Raw genomic sequence first — 18,222 nt, 5'->3', positions numbered from 1 at the left:
TCGCACTGAAACGATACGCCGCAGGGCGTTCAGAAATCGTTCGACACGCCGACACGCGCATAGCCGGACACTGAGACTCCGGTTGAACTGGGCTCTTTTTGCGGTTCAGGCCGTTGGCTGGAGGTCGGCTCGCAAGCCGCAAGCGCGACGAGCGCCAGAAGAAATCCGAAAATTCGCATGAGGTCAGTCTCTGAGTACTAGAACGAAGGGCCGCGCCTCGGCGTGCCAGACCCTACTTGGGTGTTTTACCCAGAATTACAACGGGATCAGCGACTAAACGCCCAGATAGAGGCCAAAGCCCCCGCGGCGGAAGCCGATGCCTCCGCCCACATGCGTTCCGCTTGAGCCGACGCCGACACCCACACTTGCCGTTGGCTGAACCGGCTCACCATCCGCGCCACATCCGGCCAGCGCGAACCCAGCCGCCACAATCACCGCTATGCGTAGAACTGTCATCACACCAGCGCCTTCCATCGCTCAACCTGCGCCCGCACCTGATCCGGGGCGGTGCCACCATAGGACTGACGCGAGTTTACAGAGTTTTGGACAGTAAGAACAGAATAGACGTCATCGGTGATATCCGCATGGAGCGACTGCATGTCTTCCAGGGTCAGATCAGGCAGGTCGCAGCCCTTGTTTTCAGCCATCGCCACCAGCGAACCTGTGACATGGTGGGCATCACGGAACGGCAGGCCCAGAACACGCACCAGCCAGTCGGCCAGATCGGTTGCGGTCGAGAATCCCGACCCCGCCGCTGCGGCAAGGCTGTCGCGGTTTGCAGTCATATCCATGACCATGCCCTCCATCGCCGCCAGTGCCAGCATCCAGTTGTCGGCGGCATCAAAAACCTGCTCTTTATCTTCCTGCATGTCCTTGGAATAGGCCAGCGGCAAGCCTTTCATCACCATCATCAGCGCGGTGTTTGCGCCGTAGATGCGGCCGACTTTGGCGCGGATCAGCTCTGCTGCGTCGGGGTTTTTCTTCTGCGGCATGATCGAGGACCCGGTCGAGAACCGATCCGAGAGCGTCACAAACCGGAATTGGGCCGAGGACCAGATCACCAGCTCTTCGGCAAAGCGCGACAGGTGAACGGCGCAGATCGAGGCAGTGGACAGGAACTCCAGCGCGAAGTCGCGGTCGCTGACCGCATCCAGCGAGTTCGCAGCAGGCCGGTCAAAGCCCAGCGCCTCGGCCGTCATGTGGCGGTCGATGGCGAAAGACGTCCCGGCCAGCGCGGCGGCACCAAGGGGAGATTCGTTCATCCGGGCGCGCGCATCGCGGACACGGCTGAGATCGCGGCCAAACATCTCGACATAAGCCATCATGTGATGGCCCCAGGTCACCGGCTGCGCGGTTTGCAGGTGAGTGAAGCCTGGCATGACCCAATCCGCCCCGGCCTCGGCCTGCGCCAAAAGCGCGCGGATCAGGGCCAGTAGGCCGGTTTCTGCCGCGTCCAACTGGTCACGTACCCAAAGTTTGAAATCGGTTGCCACCTGATCATTACGCGACCGACCCGTGTGCAGACGGCCTGCGGGCTCACCGATCACCTCTTTCAGGCGCGCTTCGACGTTCATGTGGATGTCTTCCAGCGCGGTCGAGAACTGAAATTCTCCGTTCTGGATTTCTGACAAGACTGTGAGTAGCCCTTCCCGAATGGCCTGCGCGTCACTATCACTAATAACGCCTGTCGCCGCCAGCATAGCGGCATGGGCGCGCGAGCCTGCGATGTCCTGGGCTGCCATCCGCTGATCGAACCCGATCGAGGCATTGATTGCCTCCATGATCGCGTCTGGACCGGCGGCAAAGCGGCCGCCCCACATCTGGTTCGAGGAATGATCGGTCATGTAAGAAAACCCGGAGTTGATATGCGCCTATTTCGTCTGATCCCCCTTTATATGGCCCTTGCGCTGGGTGCAAATGCCGCTTTGGCGACCGATGCCGAAACGCTGGGCCCCTTGCGCGAAGACAGCCTGAAACGGCTGATCCTGCATAAAGAACCCAAGCCGGTGACGCCGGTTGACTTCCAACTGGAAGATGATGGCGGAACGGCCTCACTTGCGGACTACAAAGGCAAGTACGTCCTGCTGAACTTCTGGGCCACCTGGTGCGCGCCCTGCCGCAAGGAAATGCCCCAGATCGCCGAGCTACAGGACGAGTTCGGGGGAGACAAGTTCGAGGTTCTGACTCTGGCGACCGGGCGCAACTCGCCTGCCGGGATCAAGAAATTCTTCGAAGAAAATGGCATCGACAACCTGCCCCGCCATCAGGATCCCTCGCAAGCTGTGGCGCGTGAGATGGGTGTCATTGGACTGCCGATCACCGTCATCATCGACCCGGATGGTAATGAAATCGCCCGCCTGATCGGCGATGCCGAATGGAACTCGGATAGCGCGAAGGCGATCATTGCGACTCTGGTCGAGGCCAACAGCTAAGCTGACGCAACGCCACCTTTGACAGCCCATCCTCTGATCCGCACTCTGTGCGCAGGAGGATGGAATGCCACTGGAAATTCTGTTGGTGCTTGTGGTCGGCGGGATCGCCGGGGTCACTCTGTTGCTGCATCTGACCGGCAGATCGCAACGGTGCGTTCTGTCTGCTGAAACCGCGCGCGATCAATGGGTCCGGCATTTCCCGGAAGACACCGTCATTGACGTCACGGTTGCCCATGATCGCCATGCAGCGCTGGTACGGACGGAAAAAGGGCCGGGTCTCATCTGGTCCTTTGGCGCGGATACTGTGGCGCAGCATCTGCTGGACTATGACTTGCTGGATCGCACCGACGGGTTCGAGATTCTGTTCCACGATTTCGGCACCCCCAAAGCCATCATCCATCTGGATGAGTTTGAGCGCCCCCACTGGCGCAACCTGATGGAGCCCGCATGACCGACCAGATCACCTTTCCCGATGCCGTCCAATGGGCCGTCCCGTTCTTCATCGCCGCCATTTTGGCCGAGTTCGTCTGGATCGCAGTCAAAGGCCGCGGTGGGCGGTATGAGACGCGCGATGCAGTGACCTCTCTGATCATGGGGGCGGGCAATATTGCGTCGGGGTTCCTTCTGGGATTTATCGCCTATGGGTTCTTCATGTGGCTGTGGCGGATCACGCCGCTCGATCTGGGCACGTCGATCCCGATCATCATCCTGTGCTTTGTGCTGGATGACCTGCGGTACTACTGGGTGCATCGGTTTGGCCACCGTATCCGCTGGGTCTGGGCCAGTCATGTGAACCATCACAGCTCGCAGCACTATAACCTGACCACCGCGCTACGGCAGACATGGACCTATACGTTTACCTTCATGATGGTGGTGCGCGCGCCGCTGATCCTGCTGGGCTTTCACCCGGCGATGGTGCTGTTCGTGGGCGGGCTGAACCTGATCTACCAGTTCTGGATTCACACAGAAGCCATCGGAAAAATGCCCCGCTGGTTCGAAGCGGTCATGAACACCCCCAGCCATCACCGGGCGCATCACGGCCGCAACGCGCGCTATCTGGATTGCAACTATGCTGGCGTTTTCATCATCTGGGACAAGATGTTCGGCACTTTTGTCCCCGAGCAAGAGAACGACCGGGTCGACTACGGGCTGGTTCACAACATCGCCACCTTCAACCCGCTGCGCGTCGCCTTTCACGAATGGGTCGGCATCTGGCGCGATGCGACCCAACCGGGGCTGACGCTGAAGCAACGCCTCGCCTATTGTTTTGCCCCGCCCGGCTATAGCCACGATGGAAGCCGGGATAGCTCAGAGCAGATCAAGGCAAAGCATGTGGCCCGCCATCCTGATGATCTCGGAACGCCCGGATTCGAGCAAACCCGCGAAAACTTGCCTAATTCCGCAGCAAAACAGGCCTGATCCTGGCGCGGCACTACGCCGCTCTGGTTGAAATCCGGCCCGAACGGTCCATATGGAGCGTCAGGCGTGACGTAACCAGTGGCCGGAGGCCGGAATGACCCGAGTGACAACCGTATCAACCACAGTCGGACTGCTAGGTGTGCTTCTGGCCATGTTTGCCGCCATCGCAACGGCAGCATCAGCGCTTGTCCTAATCGGGTTTTCCATGATGATCCTTGGCGCTATGGGCGCAGTGTTCGGGGCAGCGGCCTCGCTCAGCCATGCGTGGCAATCTGCGCGCTAATCATCACCTGCATTAACCCCAGATTCATCTGTTTCCTGCGACACTGCAACCGAAGAGCCATTCGGGATCAGCGCGCATGCGAGACAAGACAATTGCAGATGCCGAGGACGGGCCAGACAGCCCTTTGACCTCAGCAATTTCCGGTCGGGATCAATCTGTATTGCAGATGGCCTCGGATGCAGTTCGGCACAAACAATGCAAACTGGCCTTTCAGCCGCTGATGCAGGCACAGGCGCCTCATAACGTTGCCTTCTACGAAGGTCTGATCCGTGTGTTGGACGAAACCGGGCGGGTTATCCCTGCACGGGAATTCATGCCTCAGGTGGAAAACACGCCCATCGGGCGCGAGTTGGATTGCATCGCGCTTGAGATGGGGTTGCAGACACTGGTCAGGAACCCTCAGATCCGGCTGTCGATCAACATGTCAGCGCGCTCGATCGGGTATTCGCACTGGTCTCGTATTCTAGATCGCTTTCTCAAACGGGATAGCAATCTGGGCGAACGACTGATTTTGGAGATATCCGAGAAATCGGCGATGCAGGTGCCCGAGCTGGTGATCGACCTGATGGACAGGTTGCAGGAGCGTGGTATTGCCTTTGCTCTGGATGACTTTGGCGCAAGCAATTTCTGCTTTCGACATTTCCGGGAATTCTTGTTTGATGCCGCCAAGATCGACGGTCAGTTCATTCGCGGTATCAGTACCGACCCCGACAACCAGGCCCTCGTCCGTGCATTGATCGCAGTCGCGCGAGAGTTCGAAATTCTGGTCACAGCCGAATCAGTCGAGAATCCGCAAGACGCAGCTTTTCTGAGCGCAAGCGGTGTCGACTGCATGCAGGGTTTCCTATTTGGCGCGCCGTCGTTGTCGCCGCCGTGGAACGCAAAAAGAAACTCCAAAACAGGGACTTAGTTGGACAATCGGCGCGCGAACACTTGCCTGATTGCCGCCTGAGGCAAGCTGTCCGTTGCTGCAAGTGCAGCATTGCGCTATTGCAGAAGTCACTAGAGGGGGGAGAAATTGGCGCTCTGGTACGGGCAGAGGGAGCCCTCTGCGGTCCGCGTCGTCACATTTCCCGCTGGACCACGACGGTAAAGGACAAATTATATGACCAATGTAGTAATCGCATCCGCCGCACGTACAGGTGTGGGCAGCTTTGGCGGCTCGTTTGCCAATACCCCCGCACATGATCTGGGCGCTGCCGTCCTCGAAGCCGTCGTCGAACGCGCCGGCGTCGACAAAGGCGAAGTCAGCGAAACCATCATGGGTCAGGTCCTGACCGCCGCTCAGGGCCAGAACCCCGCACGTCAGGCGCATATCAACGCCGGGCTGCCGCAGGAAAGCGCGGCTTGGGGCATTAACCAGGTTTGTGGTTCGGGCCTGCGCGCTGTTGCGCTGGGTGCTCAGCACATCCAACTGGGCGACGCGGATATCGTCGCCGCTGGTGGCCAAGAAAACATGACCCTGTCTCCCCACGCCGCTGCCCTGCGCGCAGGTCACAAAATGGGCGACATGAAATACATCGACACCATGATCCGCGACGGTCTGTGGGATGCGTTCAACGGCTATCACATGGGCCAAACCGCCGAGAACGTCGCCGAGAAATGGCAGATCAGCCGCGACATGCAGGACGAATTCGCCGTTGCCTCGCAAAACAAAGCCGAGGCTGCACAGAACGCAGGAAAATTTGCCGACGAGATCGTTCCGTTCACCATCAAAACCCGCAAGGGCGACATCGTGATGGACAAGGACGAATACATCCGTCACGGCGCAACAATGGAAGCAATGGCCAAACTGCGCCCGGCCTTCACCAAAGACGGCTCGGTCACCGCGGCAAACGCCTCGGGCCTGAACGACGGTGCAGCGGCGACCCTGCTGATGTCGGCTGAGAACGCCGAAAAGCGCGGGATTGAGCCACTGGCCCGTATCGCGTCCTACGCGACTGCCGGTCTGGACCCGTCGATCATGGGCGTTGGCCCGATCTACGCTTCGCGCAAAGCGTTGGAGAAAGCAGGTTGGTCGGTTGACGATCTGGATCTGGTCGAAGCCAACGAAGCCTTTGCCGCGCAAGCCTGCGCCGTGAACAAGGACATGGCCTGGGATCCTTCGATCGTGAACGTGAACGGTGGCGCGATTGCCATCGGCCATCCGATCGGAGCATCCGGCTGCCGTGTTCTGAACACGCTGCTATTCGAAATGAAGCGCCGTGATGCCAAGAAGGGTCTGGCCACCCTCTGCATTGGTGGCGGCATGGGTGTCGCCCTCTGCGTGGAGCGCGACTAAGTGCGTTGACATCTAAATAGAAAAGGGCGTCCACTGGACGCCCTTTTTTGTTACAATCAAGCTTTACACAACAGCTGCGACAATATCGCCAGACAGAAAGACAAGATCGAACACGAAACGATATTGCGCAACATTCTCTCTCAGAGTAACAGAATTACCAAGACGACCAAAATTGGAGGAGTCATCCATGGCACGTACAGCACTCGTAACCGGCGGTTCTCGCGGCATCGGCGCAGCAATTTCCAAGGCGCTCAAGGCCGAAGGATACAATGTTGCCGCCACCTATGCGGGGAATGACGAAGCCGCAGCGAAATTCACCGAGGAAACCGGCATCGCCACCTACAAGTGGAACGTGGCCGACTATGACGAATCCAAAGCGGGCATCGAAAAGGTCGAGGCCGAAGTCGGCCCCATCGACATCGTCGTAGCTAATGCGGGCATCACGCGCGACGCGCCCTTCCACAAGATGACGCCTGAACAGTGGCATCAAGTCATCGACACCAACCTGACCGGCGTGTTCAACACCGTGCACCCCGTCTGGTCCGGCATGCGCGAACGCAAGTTTGGCCGCGTTATCGTGATCAGCTCGATCAACGGCCAGAAAGGCCAGTTTGCCCAAGTAAACTATGCAGCCACCAAAGCGGGTGATCTGGGTATCGTGAAATCGCTGGCGCAGGAAGGCGCGCGTGCCGGTATCACCGCAAATGCGATCTGCCCCGGCTACATCGCCACCGAAATGGTTATGGCCGTGCCTGAGAAGGTCCGCGAGTCGATTATCGGCCAGATTCCGGCCGGTCGCTTGGGTGAGCCTGAGGAAATCGCGCGCTGCGTCGCCTTCCTGGCATCGGACGATTCACAGTTCATCAATGGTTCGACCATCTCGGCCAACGGCGCTCAGTTCTTCGTCTGATTTCAGCGCACTGAACGAAAACGGGCCGGTCCTTTTGGACCGGCCCTTCTTTATCCCGTAAGTCCGCGCGCGCTGCGGTCAGCGGGAACCAAACACCCATCCCAGAACTTTGTGAACAAGCTTGCTGCGCTCTTCATGGGCACGACGAATTGCAATCTGGACAGACGGGTTTGTTGACATCTCGATCATGGCGGATCCCCTTTGCTAAAGCTGAACTTGACTTGCCCTAAACATGACCCTTGATTGAAAAAGGCACAAACGAGAGTTTTCAAGCATTCAGATAAGTATTACTTAAGTGACATGAGTGATCGCCTTCCCCCTCTCACCGCTTTGCGCGCCTTTGACGCTGCCGCGCGGCACATGTCCTTTGCCAAAGCCGCAGAAGAGTTGAACGTCACGCCCGCGGCGCTGTCCTTCCAGATCAAGTCGCTTGAGGACCATTTGGGCCATCCGCTGTTTCGCCGCCTGAATCGCGCGGTCGAGCTGACCGAGGCGGGCAAAGCGCTTGCCCCGGGGGCTGCCGAGGGGTTTGCGTCGCTCAAAGCCGCGTGGGCCGCAACACGCAGGCTGCAGGACAACACGACCCTCACCGTGACGGCCGGACCTGCGCTGACCGCCAAATGGCTAGCTCCGCGCCTTTATGATTTTGCCCGCGCCCATCCCGAAATCGACCTGAGGTTCTCAGCCACCCTGCGCAATATGGACCTTGAGCGGGACGACGTGGATGTCGCAATCCGGTTCGGCTATGGCGGGGATGATGGCCTCTATTGCCTGCCAGTTCGCAAGGAGTGGCTAACCCCGGTCATGACGCCCGAATTGGCCGCCGAGTTCACAACGCCCGAAAGCCTGCGCGAAGCGCCTCTGATTCATGACGATTCGATCGCGTTTCTGAAACCTCCGGCAGATTGGCCGACGTGGTTCCGCGCTGTTGGCGTGGAGTTTACGCCGACCCACGGGGCGCATTTTTCCAACGCAGACCACGCGATTGACGCGGCCGTCGCTGGCGTGGGCGTGGCCTTGGGGCGACGGGCGATGATCATCAAGGACATGATGGAAGGGCGGCTGGTCGCGCCGTTTAAAACCGCGATCGAGACCAAAGGCCGCTTTCGATTTCTCTGCCTGCCCGGAGCGGAGAGCCGGCCTCAAGTCGCAGCATTTCGCGATTGGTTTGTTGCGGAGATTGAAAAAACCGCTCATATCTCGGATGAATTCACCATCGTTCCTGTAGAAGACGTCTCATCCACATGACCAGACAACGCGCCACCGCCATCGGCTTCATTGCGGTTTTGCTTTGGGCGCTGCTGGCCCTGTTCACAGTCGGGTCAGCCCCAACACCGCCGCTTCTACTGAATGCGATCTGCTTCAGTATCGGCGGTACTTTGGGGCTTGTCTGGACGTGGCGATCGGGCGGATTGTCCCAGCTGCGCCGCATCAGTTGGAAAGTCTACGCTTTTGGAACGGTGGGCCTGTTCGGCTACCACGCGCTATACTTCTCGGCCCTTCGGATGGCCCCGGCGGCCGAGGCGGGGCTGATCGCCTATCTCTGGCCACTGCTTATCGTCCTGTTCTCGGGCCTGTTGCCCGGAGAGAATCTGCGCGCTGGCCACCTGATCGGGGCCTGTTTGGGCTTTGCCGGGGCTGCGCTGATCATCACCGGAGGCGGCAGCGCCGGGTTTCAAGCCGACCACCTACCGGGATACGCGCTGGCGTTCCTATGCGCATTGACATGGTCGGGCTATTCCGTGTTGTCACGGAAGCTGGGAGAAACGCCCACAAGCTCGGTCGCGGTGTTCTGCGTGTTCACGGCGATCGCCTCATGGTGCCTGCATTTCGCGCTTGAGGCACCGGTCTGGCCGGACACCACGCACAGCTGGATATCGACACTGGCCCTTGGCCTTGGGCCGGTCGGTCTGGCCTTCTATGTGTGGGATATCGGGGTCAAACAGGGCGACATTCAAATGCTGGGCACCAGCTCTTACGCGGCGCCTTTGCTGTCTACCGTGGTTCTGGTTTTTGCCGGGATCGCCATGCCGACATGGACATTGGCGATCGCGGCGGTCTTGATCACCGGCGGGGCCGTGGTTGCGGCGCGCGCCAGTCTTAAAGGTTAGGTCGATAAGCGCTCGATCTCTTCCTTCAGCCTTAGCTTTTGTTTCTTTAGCTGGGCGATATGAAGATCATCAATGCCTGGCGCGCGTTGAGCTTGTTCCACTTCGAGACCGAGAGATTCGTGCTTCTTCTTCAGTTCCGTCAGATGTGCGCTCACGCTCATGGCGATCCTCCTTGTTTACGTGTCTAGATGTCACGTAAGAAGTTGAGCATATCGTTTCCAGCCTGTCACGCCGCAGACGCGAAGAAAAAGTGATAAATCCGACAAATTCGGCTGGTCATTGCCGATTGACGTGAAACGGCCCCAACGCAGCGCCTTGCCGCAGCACATCCGAGAGTTCCGGCGTATAGCTGTCACCGTCGCGCTCATGTCGTTGTCCCGCATGCAGGATGATAGGTGCATGCAGCCTGAAGGCCGCCCGCCCACCTTTGCGGGCCCGTAGAATCACAAGCTCGGCCTCTCGCCCCGCGCGGGCCGCAAGCGGCAGCACTTCGACCGAGCCCAGACGTCCCCGACAGGCCAAAAGCATATCTTGCAGGCGATCCGCCTTTTGGATCATGTGCAGATAGCCGCGCGGGGCCAGCCGTTTGGCCGCGACATCAATCCAATCGGCAATAGGCGTCTGCTCCCCCAAAGCCACACTGCGCCCCCTGTCCGTAGCTGCAGTGTGCGCGCCTGCGCGATAGTAGGGCGGGTTGGCGATCACATGGTCGAACTGGCGCTGCTTTAGATCGGAGGGCAGCTCATTCAGATCAGCCGAAACGACCTCCAACACCATATTGTTTTTTGTGGCATTGCGGCAGGCCAGATCCGCATAGGCCGTTTGCAGTTCAACACCACACAGGTCCAAACCGGGGACGCGTGTCGCAAGGCACAGGATTGCCGCCCCTGCCCCGCAGCCAAGCTCCAGCACCGACTGACTAGAGGTTGCGGGCACGCTGGCCGCCAGCAAAACAGGATCGACCCCCGCGCGATAGCCCGACACGGGTTGCCACAGGCGCAACCGCCCGCCGAGGAAATCGTTCCGGCTTAGCTCATCCTCCTTGAACCCGCTCATCGCCCCAGCGGAATCTCGTTGTCGCGCATCACCCGCTCTGCTCGGGTCAGATCATCGGCCCGAACCATCAGGCGTCGCGGGAAAATTCCGATGCCGCCTTCGAGGATGCTCATATTTACGTCCATCTGAAAGCAGTCTATATCCTCGCCCTCAAGAAGAGCGGATGCAAAGGCCAAGATTGTCGGATCGGTACTGCGCAATAGTTCTTTCATGGGGATGGATGTAAGGGCAAGGCAGGGCGAAAGTCGAGCCTTGTATCAGGAGTGTGATGGGCATCAGCACAATCTCGAAGCCGCACGAACGGCTGGCCGAAATGTTGACCGGCGAAATGGAGGCTGTGAATACGCTAATCCGGACCCGGATGGCGTCCGAACACGCGCCCCGTATCCCCGAGGTGACCGCGCATCTCGTCGAAGCGGGCGGCAAGCGCCTGCGCCCGATGCTGACATTGGCGGCGGCCCGGCTGTTTGGTTATACGGGCGAGCATCACGTGCGTCTGGCCGCGACGGTCGAGTTCATTCACACCGCGACCCTGTTGCACGACGATGTGGTCGACGAAAGCGCCCAACGACGCGGGCGGCCCACGGCGAATCTGTTGTGGGACAACAAATCCAGCGTGTTGGTGGGCGACTATCTGTTTTCCCGCAGCTTCCAGTTGATGGTTGAAACCGGATCGCTACGCGTTTTGGATATCCTAGCCAATGCCTCGGCCACGATTGCCGAAGGTGAGGTGCTGCAGATGACCGCGGCCACCGATTTGAACACGGATGAGAGCATCTATCTGCAGGTCGTACGCGGCAAGACCGCAGCCCTGTTTTCCGCAGCGACCGAGGTTGGCGGCGTGATTGCGGAAGCCTCAGACGCGCAGGTCAAAGCTCTGTTCGACTATGGCGATGCCCTGGGCATTGCCTTCCAAATTGCTGACGATCTGTTGGATTATCAGGGCGATAGCAAGGCAACCGGCAAGAATGTGGGTGACGATTTCCGCGAGCGCAAACTGACCCTGCCTGTGATCAAAGCCGTTGCGCGGGCCACAGCGGATGAGCGTATCTTCTGGGAGCGCACGATCGAAAAAGGCCGCCAGCAGGATGGCGATCTGGAATATGCGCTTGGGCTTATGAACAAATACCAGACGCTCGAGGCGACCCGTCAGGACGCGCTGGGATGGGCGAACAAGGCCAAAGCCTCGCTCGAGGTTCTGCCTGATCACGAAATCCGCACTCTGCTGCGCGATTTGGCCGACTACGTGGTCTCGCGCCTTAACTGAGCATCGTTGCGCGGCACCACCAATCTGGCTGGGCCGCGCCGATCTCATAGGCTGCGAAATGCGCGGCCTTCATCGACGGGTAGAGCGCAAAACAGGTCGACCCTGACCCCGACATTCGGGCTAGCAGCACATCCCTTGTGTCCGCCAATTCCTCCAACACACGCCCGATTTGCGGGGCCTGGCTTATGGCGGGCTGTTCAAGGTCGTTTCTCTGGTTCGAGAGCCACGCGACGCAGTCTTCCACGCCCGAGAATGAGGGGATTTGATCCGGCAAGCCCGGATTGTCCCGCGACGACATAGCGCTAAAGACCGATCCGGTCGGAACCTCAACCCCAGGATTGACCAGCAGGACAGGCAATGGGGGCAAAGCGACCCGGTCCACCTGCTCCCCAATCCCCCGCATCCGCGCAGCCTCGGCCACCATGCAGACCGGTACATCGGCCCCTAACGCGGTCGGAAGATGCGGCGGGATATCAAACCCTTGCGCCGCCGCGTGGCGCAGAACGGCCGCCGCGTCCGAGGACCCTCCGCCGATGCCTCCACCATGAGGCAGCACCTTGTTCAACGTGATTTGGCCTGTCCACCCAGTGCCCTCGGCCGCTTTCCAGACCAGATTTCGGCTGTCCGTCGGAACCCCGTCGGCATGCTCTCCGCTCACCGAGATCCAAATACCTACGCCCGGGTCAAACGTCAGCTGATCGCCAATGTCGGCAAAAGCCACTAGTGAATCCAACAGATGATAGCCATCGGCGCGCTGGCCGGTGACATGCAGGGTTAGATTGACCTTGGCGGGCGCAAAGGCGCTAGTTGCCATTGGCAACCTTCAACGGATCCGCGCCCTCTTCGGACAGAACCGTATCCAGACCGACCTCGAGCTTGCGTCGGATGCGTTCGGGATCAGCCTCACCATCGGTGTCTTCGGGATCAACAAAGGACAGAGCCCGTTTCCACTGGAACTCAGCTTCGCGGGCGCGTCCGACGGCCCAGTAGACATCGCCCAGATGGTCGTTGACCACCGGATCAACCGGCATCAACTCAACCGCACGCTCCATGTGCTCGACCGCTTCGTCATAGCGACCAAGGCGGAACAGGACCCAGCCCAGGCTGTCGACGATATAACCACTGTCGGGGCGAGCCGCGACGGCGCGTTCGATCATGTCCAGCGCCTCATCGAGTTTTTCGCGACGTTCGACAAGCGAATAGCCCAGATAGTTCAGAACCTGCGGCTGATCCGGGTTCAGCTCAAGCGCGCGACGGAAATCGGCTTCGGCCTGATCCCATTGCTTGAGGCGCTCATGAGAAATCCCGCGCGCGTAGTGCAGGAACCAATTCGCGGCCGAGACACCCTCCGCCAGATCAATTGCGGTGTTGTAGGAATCAACCGCGGCGGCATAGTTTTCCTCGCGGCGCTGCAGATCGGCCAAAGCGACATGGACACTGGGAAGATCAGGCTTTTCCGCAGCCAGCGATTGCAGAACCTCAACCGCCGCATCGGTTTTGCCGGATTGCCCCAGAACATCAGCCCGGCCCAGTTCGGCCACGTGGTGATCGGTGCTGTCCTTGGGAACCGCGCGATACGCTTCGACCGCAAGATCAAGCTGGTTGAGTTCCGACAGAAGCTCAGCGCTCATCAGAAGGGCGTCGACGTGATCAGGCCGCAGGAAGCTGGCCGTGCGAGCATAGAGCAGAACGTAGTCCGGCGCGGCCTCGTCATTCAACGCGGCACCCACCGAAAAGAAGATCTCGGCCATGCCGTCTTGCGCCGTTCCTGCATGGGTGAAGGGCAGCGTTTCGCCATCAGACAATCGGCTTGTGTAATCTGCGATCGACGGATCGCTTCCGGCCTGAAACACATCGGCCAGGAAGGTCAGAGCGTCCTCATTCCGGTCAAGCTGCGACAGAACCTCGGTCCGGGCTAACGCGGCGCGGCGTGTGAACCGGGCCACGACCCCGTCATCGGCCGCGAAAATCGCCTCAGCCCCTTCGAAATCACCGATCGACGCCAAAGCCATCGCTTTGTGATAGAGGGCAAACTCGCGCAACCCTTCCTGGGTTGTAACCGAGTCGAACTGCTCCATCGCCTTGGTCATCTCACCCTGACCAAGATAGGCCCAGGCAATCATCAACCCATCGACCAATGGACCCACGCCCTGCGTTTCGGGATCACGTGACAGCAGGGTCTCCCAATCGCCCTCTGCGATCAGGTTTGCGGCGATGGCAATCCGGGCAGCTTGGCTCGGAAGGCCATTCTCTTCAATCGTCTCAGCGATGGGCAGTGCGCGCTCAACTTCGCCCAGCGCCAGCCGCGCGACGACCACGCTTTCCAACAGCAATGCGTTCTGCGGATCAGACCGCAACGCCTGCGCATAATACCTTTCGGCGGCGGCATAGTCGTTTTCGTAGATTGCCTGACGTCCGGCCAAATAGGCCCCGGACCCGGTATCCGAAAATGCCGGGATTGCGACCGAGGATGAAAGCAGCGCGGCCAGTGCCACGCGACGAACCAGGGAAACCACCAAAATCCTGCCTTGCTATCGTTGACTGCACGTTAAGCTAGGGCCTCGGCCCGCAAGAGGCAATGGTTCAAGGTTCACGACGACGCCATTGCACCGGTTTTCGCCTAAGAACTGGCCGCCCTATTGCACGGATCAAGCAGGAGCGCCGCCCAACACTCAATGGCAACCCATCAATAGAGCTCTTAGTCAACTCACCCTAGCTGAGGACTTGGGTACCCAGCGCGTTTCACAAGGCACTTGTTTGGCTTGGGTGACTTCAACTCATTCAGAGTGAAATATTTTTCCAATTGCGCAAAAGACCGACTGGCGGAATGGTGCTTCCAAACACTATTGGCAAACGAAACACGGTATGAACCTACGATGAAGTCACATGCAAAAGTTGTTGTGGTCGGGGGCGGCTGCGTTGGGGCCTCGATCCTATATGGTCTGACCGAACATGGCTGCACAGATGCCGTGATGTTGGAGCGGACGACGCTGACGTCAGGGTCCACGTGGCATGCGGCCGGTTTGCTTGTGACTTTTGTGCGGTCGCGAAACGTGTCGAAAATGACCATGGAAACCATCCGCATCTATACCGAGGTTGAAGAAAAGATGGGGACCTCGGTTGGGTTGCGCAAAGTGGGCCAGCTGCGCGTTGCCAATACCGAAAAGCGCTGGGATGAGTTCCAGTCCTATATCTCGATCGCCGAAGCCGCCGGGGTGCCCTGCAAACTGCTGACACCGGAAGAGATTGCCGAGATTCACCCCTTGCTGAACCAAAGCCCGGATATTCGTGGCGGCATCCTGCATACCGAAGACGGCTATGTGAATCCCGCCGACATCACCATGGCGCTGGCCAAGTTGGCGCGCGATGCCGGGGCCAAGGTCTATCAGAACACCGAAGCCACCGCTTATGAAAAGCTCGAGAACGGCCACTGGAAAGTGACCACCAACCAGGGTGAGATCACCTGCGAGCATCTGATCTTTGCCACCGGCAACTACGCCCGTGAAAACGCGCGCCGTGTGGGGCTCGACCTGCCTTGTATCCCGATCGTTCACCAATATTGGACAACCGAGACCGTGCCCTTGCTGAAAGAGCGCAAGGCACAGGGGTTGCCGGAATTCCCGATCCTGCGGGACGAGGATTATGGCGCCTATCTGCGCGAGGACGTGGGCGGCATCCAGTTTGGCCCCTATGAATTCACCAAGGACCTCAAGCTGTTCGCCGAAGACCGCGTGCCGCCGGATTTCGGGGTCGACCTTCTGCCCGAAGATTTCGATGCCGTCGAAACCCAATGGGAGCGCGCAATTGAACGGGTTCCAACACTGGGCGAGGTCGGCATCAAGGCCAACACCCGCGGTCCGTTCCAGATGACCCCGGACGAGCTGCCTCTGGCTGGCCCCGCGCCGGGGCACGAGAACCTTTGGCTGGCCGAAGGGATGCCCGGCGGTATCCTCTGGGGCGGTACGGTAGGGAACCGTCTGGCCAAATGGATCGTGGATGGCGATCCGGGTGCGGACATGTCGGAACTCGACCCGCGCCGGTTCTCGGACTATGCCTCGAAACGGTGGACCATGGACAAGGTGCGCGAGACATGGGGCACCCATATGGATGCGCACATCCCCGGTGAGGATTTCCCCGAGGCTCGCCCGATGAAAACCGCAGGCTCCTACGATCTGTTGACCGCGCAAGGTGCCGTCTGGACCAGCTTCAACGGCTATGAATTCCCGCGCTGGTTCGCCAAATCACCCGAAGAGGCGATCCCCGAACACTCCTTCCGCCGCACCAATCATATGGGGTTGGTTCAGGAAGAAGTGCGCCACACGCGGGAAGAGGCGGGCTTCATCGAGATGTCTCCGATGACCAAATTCACCGTACGCGGGCCGGGAGCGGCCAGATGGCTGAACGGTCTGATGGCCAACAAACTGCCCAAGGTGGGGCGCATGACCCTGTCGCTGATGCTGAACGACAGGGGCGGGATGGATGCGGAATACACCATCGTGCGCTACGCCGAAGATGACTTCTACCTGATCTCGACCCCGAATTGGCAGGCCTATAACTGGGACCAGATGCAACGTCTGCTGCCCAAAGACGGCTCGGTCGTGATGGAGGATATCTCGGAACAGCTGGGCGTGATCGCTCTGGCCGGTCCCAAATCGCGCGAGATTCTGTCGAAACTGACCGACAATGACCTGTCGAACGAGGCCTTCCCGTGGCTCTCGGCCCAGATGGGCGAGGTGGGCTATGCCAAGGGCGTTCACCTGCTGCGCGTCTCCTACACCGGTGAGCTGGGATGGGAGCTGCACCATCCGGCGGGCTACAACCGTCACCTCGTGGATCTGTTGCTGAAGGCGGGCGTGAAACCCTTCGGCCTTGAAGCGCTGGAGTCCATGCGGCTCGAGAAATCCTACCGCGCTATCAACCGCGAGATCTGCAAGGACCTGACCCCCTATGAGGCCGATCTGGGCCGGTTAGTCGCCATGACCGAGAAGATCGACGGGCAAGTGGTCGAACGGGATTTCATCGGCAAACCGGCGCTGCTGAAACAGCTGGACGCGGGGGGATACAACTCTCTGGTCACGTTGAAGCTGCCCTATTGCGATACCTCGGTGATGTTTGACGAAGGCGTCTACTCCGATGGTAGGTTGATCGGGCGCGTCACCTCGGGCGGGTTCTCATACTATTGCAACCACGACATCGCAATGGCTCTGGTGCCGCAGGATATGACGGCACCGGGCACCAGAATGCAGGTGCTGGTCCATAACGAGATGCGCGAGTCCGAGGTCATCGACACCTGCGCCGTTGATCCCTCCAGCGCCCGCGCACGCGCCTGACAAGAACAACAAGGGGTCTTGCGGCCCCTTTCACGAACACAAGGACAGGATTTAGCCAATGACCGATATCTCGACGAAAACGCTCTCACTCCAAGAGGTTAGGGAATTGGCGAAATCCGTCCTTGTGGCTGCGGGCATGGATGAACCGGGCAGCGACATGATCGCTGAGATTGTCGTGAAATCCGAACGTGACGGCCCGCGCAGCCACGGTTTGCGCATGCTACCGGTCTACGCCCAGAGCTTTACCTCGGGCTATGCCAACCCCGCTGCCCACCCTACATTCGAGCGTATCGCACCGGGCGTTCTGCGTGGCGACGCAGACAACGGGTACTACCAGATTGCCGCAGCCGCAGCCCGGGACGAGCTAATTGCGATGGCGCGCGAAAACGGGATCGCTGCCTTTACCTGCGCAAATAGTCACCACCTAGGCGCGTTGCGCTTTGACACCGAACCACTGGCCGAGGCCGGGTTGGTGGCCTTGGCCGTCGTGAACTCACTGTCGATGGTGGTGCCGCAGGGTGGCGTGCGCCCTGTCTTTGGCACCAACCCGATGTCTTTTGCCTGCCCGCGCGACGGCATGGAGCCCATCGTCTGGGATCAGGCGTCCTCGACGGTTGCGTTGATGGATATCCGCATGGCCGCCGCCGAAGGACATGACCTGCCGCGCCCGGCGGGTCTGGCTCCGGACGGCCAGCCCAGCGCTGATCCCAACGCAATCCTCGAAACCCGCAGCCTGTTGCCCTTTGGCGAACATAAAGGGGCCGCGATTGCCTTCCTGATCGAGATCATGGGCGCTGCACTGGCGGGGGGCACCCTTTCGGTCGACAATGCCGAGCGCGAGGCGCATGGCGCGTTGAACGTCAAGGGCGGCGCGACCCTGATCGCGATTGATCCGACACGGTTCGGAAATGCCGCCTTCAACGACTATGTCACGCGCATCTGCGCCGAGATCGAAGGCAACGGAACCGCGCGCATACCCGGTGACGGGCGGCTGAAAAACCGCGCCGCGTCTCAGGCCGGAGGCGTCAACGTCAGCACCGAATTGCTGTCTCAGTTGCAAGACTTGCGGTAAGGCTTCCAACCGATGGCAAAGGGGGCGTGTGGGTCATGCTCAACCCGGACCAGCTCTCACG

General features: G+C 59.8%; 20 protein-coding genes. 12 read left to right on the top strand and 8 right to left on the bottom strand.

Annotated features, from left to right (window positions below):
* Positions 1-29: 29 nt before the first annotated feature.
* From ACR0B5_RS14100 to argH, 3 genes are all read right to left on the bottom strand, one after another.
* Entirely contained in the window at positions 30-179 is a 150-nt protein-coding gene (locus tag ACR0B5_RS14100; protein ID WP_480541220.1) for a hypothetical protein, read from the bottom strand.
* 94 nt (positions 180-273) lie between these two features.
* On the bottom strand, positions 274-456 hold the full coding sequence (locus ACR0B5_RS14095; RefSeq protein WP_170469036.1) for an argininosuccinate lyase: 183 nt from the start codon (positions 454-456) through the stop codon (positions 274-276).
* Positions 456-1,844, bottom strand: coding sequence for an argininosuccinate lyase (gene argH, locus ACR0B5_RS14090; protein WP_480541218.1), 1,389 nt, complete (start codon positions 1,842-1,844; stop codon positions 456-458). Before argH ends, ACR0B5_RS14095 begins: the two co-directional genes overlap by 1 nt.
* Before the next feature lie 21 nt (positions 1,845-1,865).
* Here argH and ACR0B5_RS14085 point away from each other — a divergent pair, with 21 nt between their 5' ends.
* From ACR0B5_RS14085 to yddG, 9 genes are all read left to right on the top strand, one after another.
* Positions 1,866-2,432, top strand: a complete 567-nt coding sequence (locus ACR0B5_RS14085; RefSeq protein WP_170639896.1) for a TlpA disulfide reductase family protein — start codon at positions 1,866-1,868, stop codon at positions 2,430-2,432.
* A gap of 64 nt (positions 2,433-2,496) precedes the next feature.
* On the top strand, positions 2,497-2,883 hold the full coding sequence (locus ACR0B5_RS14080; RefSeq protein ID WP_480541216.1) for a hypothetical protein: 387 nt from the start codon (positions 2,497-2,499) through the stop codon (positions 2,881-2,883).
* Positions 2,880-3,851, top strand: a complete 972-nt coding sequence (locus ACR0B5_RS14075; RefSeq protein WP_480541214.1) for a sterol desaturase family protein — start codon at positions 2,880-2,882, stop codon at positions 3,849-3,851. Before ACR0B5_RS14080 ends, ACR0B5_RS14075 begins: the two co-directional genes overlap by 4 nt.
* Before the next feature lie 94 nt (positions 3,852-3,945).
* Positions 3,946-4,134 carry a hypothetical protein gene (locus tag ACR0B5_RS14070; protein WP_170553624.1) on the top strand — a complete coding sequence of 63 codons (189 nt, stop codon included), beginning with the start codon at positions 3,946-3,948 and terminating at the stop codon, positions 4,132-4,134.
* A gap of 76 nt (positions 4,135-4,210) precedes the next feature.
* Entirely contained in the window at positions 4,211-5,044 is an 834-nt protein-coding gene (locus ACR0B5_RS14065; RefSeq protein WP_480541212.1) for an EAL domain-containing protein, read from the top strand.
* A 195-nt stretch (positions 5,045-5,239) separates the two neighbouring features.
* Positions 5,240-6,415, top strand: a complete 1,176-nt coding sequence (locus ACR0B5_RS14060) for an acetyl-CoA C-acetyltransferase (protein ID WP_480541210.1) — start codon at positions 5,240-5,242, stop codon at positions 6,413-6,415.
* Positions 6,416-6,602: 187 nt separating this feature from the next.
* Positions 6,603-7,325, top strand: coding sequence for an acetoacetyl-CoA reductase (gene phbB, locus ACR0B5_RS14055; RefSeq protein ID WP_039523022.1), 723 nt, complete (start codon positions 6,603-6,605; stop codon positions 7,323-7,325).
* Between the two features lie 300 nt (positions 7,326-7,625).
* Entirely contained in the window at positions 7,626-8,573 is a 948-nt protein-coding gene (locus tag ACR0B5_RS14050; RefSeq protein WP_480541208.1) for a transcriptional regulator GcvA, read from the top strand.
* A complete protein-coding gene (gene yddG / locus ACR0B5_RS14045; RefSeq protein WP_480541206.1) occupies positions 8,570-9,436 on the top strand; it encodes an aromatic amino acid exporter YddG in 867 nt (288 codons plus the stop codon). Before ACR0B5_RS14050 ends, yddG begins: the two co-directional genes overlap by 4 nt.
* On the opposite strand, the gene ACR0B5_RS14040 is transcribed toward yddG, so the two are convergent.
* The 3 genes from ACR0B5_RS14040 to ACR0B5_RS14030 all read right to left on the bottom strand — a co-directional run bounded on the left by ACR0B5_RS14040 (position 9,433) and on the right by ACR0B5_RS14030 (position 10,704).
* Positions 9,433-9,597: a YdcH family protein gene (locus ACR0B5_RS14040; protein ID WP_170379030.1), complete on the bottom strand. Its 165-nt coding sequence runs from the start codon at positions 9,595-9,597 to the stop codon at positions 9,433-9,435. The genes yddG and ACR0B5_RS14040 overlap by 4 nt on opposite strands.
* Positions 9,598-9,712: 115 nt before the next feature.
* Positions 9,713-10,492 carry a tRNA1(Val) (adenine(37)-N6)-methyltransferase gene (locus tag ACR0B5_RS14035; protein ID WP_480541204.1) on the bottom strand — a complete coding sequence of 260 codons (780 nt, stop codon included), beginning with the start codon at positions 10,490-10,492 and terminating at the stop codon, positions 9,713-9,715.
* A complete protein-coding gene (locus tag ACR0B5_RS14030; RefSeq protein ID WP_037316655.1) occupies positions 10,489-10,704 on the bottom strand; it encodes a putative signal transducing protein in 216 nt (71 codons plus the stop codon). Before ACR0B5_RS14030 ends, ACR0B5_RS14035 begins: the two co-directional genes overlap by 4 nt.
* A 56-nt stretch (positions 10,705-10,760) precedes the next feature.
* Here ACR0B5_RS14030 and ACR0B5_RS14025 point away from each other — a divergent pair, with 56 nt between their 5' ends.
* Positions 10,761-11,759 (top strand): polyprenyl synthetase family protein, encoded by a 999-nt coding sequence (locus tag ACR0B5_RS14025; RefSeq protein WP_480541202.1) that lies wholly within the window; start codon positions 10,761-10,763, stop codon positions 11,757-11,759.
* On the opposite strand, the gene ACR0B5_RS14020 is transcribed toward ACR0B5_RS14025, so the two are convergent.
* Positions 11,752-12,573, bottom strand: a complete 822-nt coding sequence (locus ACR0B5_RS14020) for a 4-(cytidine 5'-diphospho)-2-C-methyl-D-erythritol kinase (protein WP_480541200.1) — start codon at positions 12,571-12,573, stop codon at positions 11,752-11,754. The two genes, ACR0B5_RS14025 and ACR0B5_RS14020, sit on opposite strands and share 8 nt — an antisense overlap.
* Entirely contained in the window at positions 12,563-14,278 is a 1,716-nt protein-coding gene (locus tag ACR0B5_RS14015; RefSeq protein ID WP_480541199.1) for a tetratricopeptide repeat protein, read from the bottom strand. The genes ACR0B5_RS14020 and ACR0B5_RS14015 overlap by 11 nt, the downstream gene beginning before the upstream one ends.
* A 357-nt stretch (positions 14,279-14,635) precedes the next feature.
* Here ACR0B5_RS14015 and ACR0B5_RS14010 point away from each other — a divergent pair, with 357 nt between their 5' ends.
* Complete coding sequence (locus ACR0B5_RS14010; protein ID WP_480541197.1) at positions 14,636-17,089, top strand: GcvT family protein; 2,454 nt, start codon at positions 14,636-14,638, stop codon at positions 17,087-17,089.
* Between the two features lie 58 nt (positions 17,090-17,147).
* The gene (locus ACR0B5_RS14005) at positions 17,148-18,161 is read left to right on the top strand and encodes an Ldh family oxidoreductase (RefSeq protein ID WP_480541195.1); all 1,014 of its coding nucleotides are present in this window, start codon (positions 17,148-17,150) and stop codon (positions 18,159-18,161) included.
* Positions 18,162-18,222 lie beyond the last annotated feature (61 nt).

Source organism: Ruegeria sp. AG1 (assembly GCF_056541705.1).
This window is presented reverse-complemented; position numbering and strand designations above follow the sequence as displayed.

Excerpts from the sequence above, each read along its gene's own strand:
- ACR0B5_RS14035 (WP_480541204.1), bottom strand. The coding sequence starts at position 10,492 with ATGAGCGGGTTCAAGGAGGATGAGCTAAGCCGGAACGATTTCCTCGGC.
- ACR0B5_RS14060 (WP_480541210.1), top strand. The coding sequence starts at position 5,240 with ATGACCAATGTAGTAATCGCATCCGCCGCACGTACAGGTGTGGGCAGC.
- ACR0B5_RS14010 (WP_480541197.1), top strand. The coding sequence starts at position 14,636 with ATGAAGTCACATGCAAAAGTTGTTGTGGTCGGGGGCGGCTGCGTTGGG.
- yddG (WP_480541206.1), top strand. The coding sequence starts at position 8,570 with ATGACCAGACAACGCGCCACCGCCATCGGCTTCATTGCGGTTTTGCTT.
- ACR0B5_RS14070 (WP_170553624.1), top strand. The coding sequence starts at position 3,946 with ATGACCCGAGTGACAACCGTATCAACCACAGTCGGACTGCTAGGTGTG.
- ACR0B5_RS14075 (WP_480541214.1), top strand. The coding sequence starts at position 2,880 with ATGACCGACCAGATCACCTTTCCCGATGCCGTCCAATGGGCCGTCCCG.
- argH (WP_480541218.1), bottom strand. The coding sequence starts at position 1,844 with ATGACCGATCATTCCTCGAACCAGATGTGGGGCGGCCGCTTTGCCGCC.
- ACR0B5_RS14100 (WP_480541220.1), bottom strand. The coding sequence starts at position 179 with ATGCGAATTTTCGGATTTCTTCTGGCGCTCGTCGCGCTTGCGGCTTGC.
- ACR0B5_RS14025 (WP_480541202.1), top strand. The coding sequence starts at position 10,761 with ATGGGCATCAGCACAATCTCGAAGCCGCACGAACGGCTGGCCGAAATG.
- ACR0B5_RS14080 (WP_480541216.1), top strand. The coding sequence starts at position 2,497 with ATGCCACTGGAAATTCTGTTGGTGCTTGTGGTCGGCGGGATCGCCGGG.
- ACR0B5_RS14095 (WP_170469036.1), bottom strand. The coding sequence starts at position 456 with ATGACAGTTCTACGCATAGCGGTGATTGTGGCGGCTGGGTTCGCGCTG.
- phbB (WP_039523022.1), top strand. The coding sequence starts at position 6,603 with ATGGCACGTACAGCACTCGTAACCGGCGGTTCTCGCGGCATCGGCGCA.
- ACR0B5_RS14030 (WP_037316655.1), bottom strand. The coding sequence starts at position 10,704 with ATGAAAGAACTATTGCGCAGTACCGATCCGACAATCTTGGCCTTTGCA.
- ACR0B5_RS14040 (WP_170379030.1), bottom strand. The coding sequence starts at position 9,597 with ATGAGCGTGAGCGCACATCTGACGGAACTGAAGAAGAAGCACGAATCT.
- ACR0B5_RS14020 (WP_480541200.1), bottom strand. The coding sequence starts at position 12,573 with ATGGCAACTAGCGCCTTTGCGCCCGCCAAGGTCAATCTAACCCTGCAT.
- ACR0B5_RS14005 (WP_480541195.1), top strand. The coding sequence starts at position 17,148 with ATGACCGATATCTCGACGAAAACGCTCTCACTCCAAGAGGTTAGGGAA.
- ACR0B5_RS14050 (WP_480541208.1), top strand. The coding sequence starts at position 7,626 with ATGAGTGATCGCCTTCCCCCTCTCACCGCTTTGCGCGCCTTTGACGCT.
- ACR0B5_RS14065 (WP_480541212.1), top strand. The coding sequence starts at position 4,211 with ATGCGAGACAAGACAATTGCAGATGCCGAGGACGGGCCAGACAGCCCT.
- ACR0B5_RS14085 (WP_170639896.1), top strand. The coding sequence starts at position 1,866 with ATGCGCCTATTTCGTCTGATCCCCCTTTATATGGCCCTTGCGCTGGGT.